We start from the raw sequence: 428 nt of genomic DNA, 5'->3' as shown, positions 1-428 counted from the left end.
TTCGAGTGGCGTGCTCACACAGATTGTCTGATAGAAAGTAACGAGCAGAAATACCTTTATAGGCTTGTAGCTCAGGTGGTTAGAGCGCACCCCTGATAAGGGTGAGGTCGGTGGTTCAAGTCCACTCAGGCCTACCACTTCTCAGAAGTGGAAAAGGTACTGCACGTGACTGTATGGGGCTATAGCTCAGCTGGGAGAGCGCCTGCCTTGCACGCAGGAGGTCAGCGGTTCGATCCCGCTTAGCTCCACCATATAGTCCGGTATTTCAATACTTCAGAGTATATTGGCGACAGTATGCTGCGAAGTATTTTGCTCTTTAACAATCTGGAACAAGCTGAAAATTGAAACATGACGGCTGAAATTTATCCCTCCGTAGATGTACTGGGATGAAGAGTAACCTGTCATAGAGTCTCTCAAATGTTTGCAGC

2 tRNA genes are annotated in these 428 nt (G+C 47.9%); both read left to right on the top strand.

Annotated elements, in window-relative coordinates:
• Positions 1 to 60 precede the first annotated feature (60 nt).
• A tRNA-Ile gene (locus tag WA302_RS25175) sits at positions 61 to 137 on the top strand.
• A 38-nt stretch (positions 138 to 175) separates the two neighbouring features.
• Positions 176 to 251, top strand: a tRNA-Ala gene (locus tag WA302_RS25170).
• Positions 252 to 428 lie beyond the last annotated feature (177 nt).

Origin of the sequence: Serratia sp. 201 (assembly GCF_037027545.1) — a bacterium.
GTDB lineage: Bacteria > Pseudomonadota > Gammaproteobacteria > Enterobacterales > Enterobacteriaceae > Serratia > Serratia bockelmannii.
Note: the sequence above shows the minus strand (reverse complement) of the source record. Positions and strands in the feature narration are given on the sequence as shown.